The organism is Bacillus cereus group sp. MG1, from assembly GCF_040460035.1.
Classification (GTDB): domain Bacteria; phylum Bacillota; class Bacilli; order Bacillales; family Bacillaceae_G; genus Bacillus_A; species Bacillus_A cereus.
The window spans coordinates 2265001-2270000 of sequence record NZ_JARVGY010000001.1; the positions used below are offsets into that span (position 1 = coordinate 2265001).

Below are 5000 nucleotides of genomic sequence, written 5' to 3' on the forward strand. Positions count from 1 at the left end.
TATTTCGTTTGTCGCTTGCGACGTTATTGTCATCGGCGACTTGTTCTATATTACACCTCTAAAGTATAATCGTCAATATGTTTTTTAAAAAACTTTATATTTTATAGATTTCACTTATGTATTTCTTCTATAGTTATATACAAGCACCCCACAGAACTATCTATGGGGTACTACTCTATTATAAAAACTATTGCTCTTTCGACGGCGCCGAACAACTTCCATCAGTACAAAAAAGATCGCTTCCACCCTCTGAAGAAAGTTCTTGTAACTTAGGTGCAGGATTCTCTTCTTCCCACACTTGCTGAAGTGCACCAACAAAAGTTTCAAGTGGTTGTGCACCTGAAATAGCATACTTTTGATTAATAATAAAATAAGGTACTCCCGAAATTTGATATTGCTGAGCAATCGCTTCATCAATTCTAACATCATTTGCATACGCATTTTTATCATTAATAACATTTAAAGCCTCTTGCTTATCTAAACCTGAAACTTCAGCGATAGTAGCAAGTGTATCCACATCACTTAAATTTCTCGATTCAGTGAAGTATGCGAAAAGTAGATTTTCCGTAATCTCTTTTTCTTTTCCTTGATCCTTTGCAAACTTCGCAAGACGATGCGCATCAAACGTGTTCGTCGGCTTCATCTCATCAAAATTAAAACTTAAACCCATACTAGCTGCATGATTTCCTAGCTGTACGTTATTACGCTTAGCTTCTTCAATACTAATTCCATACTTTGATGCAAGTACTTCATTAATACTTGTCCCAGAATAGATTGGAGCATTTTGATCTAATTCAAAAGTTTTAAACTCAACTTCAACATCCTTCTTATGCGGAAATTGCTCTAAAGCCATCTCTAATCTACGTTTCCCAATATAGCAAAATGGGCATACAAAATCTGACCAAACTTCAATTTTCATAGAAACACCTCATTAACTTTTAGTTTTCAATCATTGTAGCACTGAGATTAAGGAATTCAAAAGTTTTTGCTCTACCTCCTTCATATAGTACATACAAAAATACACTTATAGCAGAATACCTAATTAACAAAAAAACGATAATCAAAAGGATTAACCATTATCCCTCCGATTATCGTCTATATAAATGCAACAACTTTAATTATGCCGGAATATACTTCCCTACGAACTTCCATACAGTATTCCAATATTTATTCGAATCTACTTTCTCCGCTTCCCCATGTCCAGCACCTGGAACAATTAATTTCTCTTTTTCTACTTTTGCAGCATTATATACTTCATCTAACATTTCAAAAGGAACGAATGTATCAGCATCCCCATGAATGAACAGCATAGGTGTTTTACTTTTCGCTACTTGTTTTACAGCTGAGGCCTCTTCTAAATCATACCCAGCTCTTAATTTAGTAACCGTATTTGCCGCATTCATAACAGGAAACTTTGGTAAGTGGAATAAATCTTTTAGTTGATAAGTAAATTCATCAATAACAGTTGAATATCCACAATCTTCAATAATAACTTTAACATTAGAAGGTAAATCTTCTCCTGAAGTCATCATTACAGTTGCCCCGCCCATTGAAACACCAAATAGAGCTATTTCAGCATTAGGGTCTTTCTTTAAGATTTGTTGAATCCAAATTAAAACATCTTTACGATCATGCCAACCCATACCAACATAATCCCCTTCACTATTTCCGTGTCCACGAAGGTCTGGTGCTATGACATTATAGCCTTGTTCATAAAAGTTACGAATATATTTCGTCATTTCCGATGCTCTACCACTATATCCATGAACTACAATTGCCCATTTATGACTAGATGGTTCATTCATATATTCATAACCTTTTAAATTTAATTTATCGAAAGAACGTATAGTTAATGTGTTAGGTTTATACTTCGATACGAAGTTCGCATTCTTTTCTTCATTTGCAGCCAATACATCTCCCGACGCATTTACCGTTTCTACTAAATGAGGATTATCTTGCAAAAATTCCTTTTCTTGTTTCGCATTCAACGCGTAGTTATAAAAATAATTCCCAACTAACATATACACGATTACTAGCAGGACTAAGACTACTATAGTAATTATACTTATCTTTTTCATATTATCTCCTTTTCTAACTTAAATCTTCTTATATTAAAGTACATCAAAAACAACTGTACTATTTTAACACACTGATGAATCCTATCTTTAAGAAATAAAATAGAAAATCTTAAATTAGATATAAAAAATCACGAAAGAAATTGAATAAAACTTATATAGCTACGTACCCAAAGGCCTTTTAAAAAATGAGCAGCACTTCAAAATATTTAGCTTTGAAAAGAAGTTATAAAACACAAAAAAGACGAGTCATTCTGACTCGTCTTAAAGTTGCTTGGCGACGTCCTACTCTCACAGGGACAAGGTCCCAACTACCATCGGCGCTAGAGAGCTTAACTTCCGTGTTCGGTATGGGAACGGGTGTGACCTCTCTGCCATCATCACCAAACTTTGAAGGCATATTCCTTCAAAACTAGATAACATTGCTTCATATTATATGGTTAAGTCCTCGATCTATTAGTATTCGTCAGCTCCACATGTCACCATGCTTCCACCTCGAACCTATCAACCTGATCATCTTTCAGGGATCTTACTAGCTTACGCTATGGGAAATCTCATCTTGAGGGGGGCTTCATGCTTAGATGCTTTCAGCACTTATCCCTTCCGCACATAGCTACCCAGCTATGCCCTTGGCAGAACAACTGGTACACCAGCGGTGCGTCCATCCCGGTCCTCTCGTACTAAGGACAGCTCCTCTCAAATTTCCTACGCCCACGACGGATAGGGACCGAACTGTCTCACGACGTTCTGAACCCAGCTCGCGTACCGCTTTAATGGGCGAACAGCCCAACCCTTGGGACCGACTACAGCCCCAGGATGCGATGAGCCGACATCGAGGTGCCAAACCTCCCCGTCGATGTGGACTCTTGGGGGAGATAAGCCTGTTATCCCCGGGGTAGCTTTTATCCGTTGAGCGATGGCCCTTCCATGCGGAACCACCGGATCACTAAGCCCGACTTTCGTCCCTGCTCGACTTGTAGGTCTCGCAGTCAAGCTCCCTTATGCCTTTGCACTCTACGAATGATTTCCAACCATTCTGAGGGAACCTTTGGGCGCCTCCGTTACACTTTAGGAGGCGACCGCCCCAGTCAAACTGCCCACCTGACACTGTCTCCCGGGTCGATAAGACCCGTAGGTTAGAATTTCAATACAGTCAGGGCGGTATCCCACCAGCGCCTCCACCGAAGCTAGCGCTCCGGTTTCAATGGCTCCCGCCTATCCTGTACAAACTGTACCAAAATTCAATATCAGGCTACAGTAAAGCTCCACGGGGTCTTTCCGTCCTGTCGCGGGTAACCTGCATCTTCACAGGTACTATAATTTCACCGAGTCTCTGGTTGAGACAGTGCCCAAATCGTTACACCTTTCGTGCGGGTCGGAACTTACCCGACAAGGAATTTCGCTACCTTAGGACCGTTATAGTTACGGCCGCCGTTTACTGGGGCTTCAGTTCAGAGCTTCGCTTACGCTAACCCCTCTCCTTAACCTTCCAGCACCGGGCAGGTGTCACCCCCTATACTTCGCCTTACGGCTTCGCAGAGAGCTGTGTTTTTGCTAAACAGTCGCTTGGGCCTATTCACTGCGGCTTTCCGTTAAGAAAGCACCCCTTCTCCCGAAGTTACGGGGTCATTTTGCCGAGTTCCTTAACCAGAGTTCTCTCGCACACCTTAGGATTCTCTCCTCGCCTACCTGTGTCGGTTTGCGGTACAGGCACCTTTTATCTCGCTAGAAGCTTTTCTTGGCAGCGGGGAATCAAAGACTTCGCTCCATAAGGAGCTTCCCCATCACAGCTCAGCCTTCACGATAAGCGGATTTGCCTACTTATCAGCCTAACTGCTTGGACGTGCACAACCAATCGCACGCTTCTTCTATCCTTCTGCGTCCCTCCATTGCTCAAACGATAAAGAGGTGGTACAGGAATATCAACCTGTTGTCCATCGCCTACGCCTGTCGGCCTCGGCTTAGGTCCTGACTAACCCTGAGCGGACGAGCCTTCCTCAGGAAACCTTAGGCATTCGGTGGACGGGATTCTCACCCGTCTTTCGCTACTCATACCGGCATTCTCACTTCTAAGCACTCCACCAGTCCTTACGGTCTGACTTCACTGTCCTTAGAACGCTCCCCTACCACTGATACCATTGGTATCAATCCGCAGCTTCGGTGGTGTATTTAGCCCCGGTACATTTTCGGCGCAGAGTCACTCGACTAGTGAGCTATTACGCACTCTTTAAATGGTGGCTGCTTCTAAGCCAACATCCTAGTTGTCTAAGCAACTCCACATCCTTTTCCACTTAATACACACTTTGGGACCTTAGCTGGCGGTCTGGGCTGTTTCCCTTTTGACTACGGATCTTATCACTCGCAGTCTGACTCCTAAGGATAAGTCATTGGCATTCGGAGTTTGACTGAATTCGGTAATCCGATGAGGACCCCTAGTCCAATCAGTGCTCTACCTCCAAGACTCTTACACTTAAGGCTAGCCCTAAAGCTATTTCGGGGAGAACCAGCTATCTCCAGGTTCGATTGGAATTTCTCCGCTACCCACACCTCATCCCCGCACTTTTCAACGTGCGTGGGTTCGGGCCTCCATTCAGTGTTACCTGAACTTCACCCTGGACATGGGTAGATCACCTGGTTTCGGGTCTACGACCACGTACTAAACGCCCTATTCAGACTCGCTTTCGCTGCGGCTCCGCCTCTTCAGCTTAACCTCGCACGGGATCGTAACTCGCCGGTTCATTCTACAAAAGGCACGCCATCACCCGTTAACGGGCTCTGACTATTTGTAGGCACACGGTTTCAGGATCTCTTTCACTCCCCTTCCGGGGTGCTTTTCACCTTTCCCTCACGGTACTGGTTCACTATCGATCACTAGGGAGTATTTAGCCTTGGGAGATGGTCCTCCCAGATTCCGACGGAATTTCA

At 43.2% G+C, this 5000-nt stretch carries 2 protein-coding genes and 2 rRNA genes (1 of these 4 running past the window's edge); all 4 read right to left on the minus strand.

The window, feature by feature from the left end; translation table 11 throughout:
* Nucleotides 1-187: 187 nt before the first annotated feature.
* On the minus strand, nucleotides 188-919 hold the full coding sequence (locus QCI79_RS11595; protein WP_000687949.1) for a DsbA family oxidoreductase: 732 nt from the start codon (nucleotides 917-919) through the stop codon (nucleotides 188-190).
* A 199-nt stretch (nucleotides 920-1118) separates the two neighbouring features.
* Nucleotides 1119-2078 carry an alpha/beta hydrolase gene (locus QCI79_RS11600; RefSeq protein WP_000723976.1) on the minus strand — a complete coding sequence of 320 codons (960 nt, stop codon included), beginning with the start codon at nucleotides 2076-2078 and terminating at the stop codon, nucleotides 1119-1121.
* A 269-nt stretch (nucleotides 2079-2347) separates the two neighbouring features.
* Nucleotides 2348-2463 (minus strand): 5S ribosomal RNA (rrf, locus tag QCI79_RS11605).
* A gap of 48 nt (nucleotides 2464-2511) precedes the next feature.
* Nucleotides 2512-5000, minus strand: a 23S ribosomal RNA gene (locus tag QCI79_RS11610); it runs 433 nt beyond the window's last position.

What these genes read in the sequence shown, in the direction of transcription:
- QCI79_RS11595 (WP_000687949.1), bottom strand. Translation starts at nt 919, where the DNA reads ATGAAAATTGAAGTTTGGTCAGATTTTGTATGCCCATTTTGCTATATT.
- QCI79_RS11600 (WP_000723976.1), bottom strand. Translation starts at nt 2,078, where the DNA reads ATGAAAAAGATAAGTATAATTACTATAGTAGTCTTAGTCCTGCTAGTA.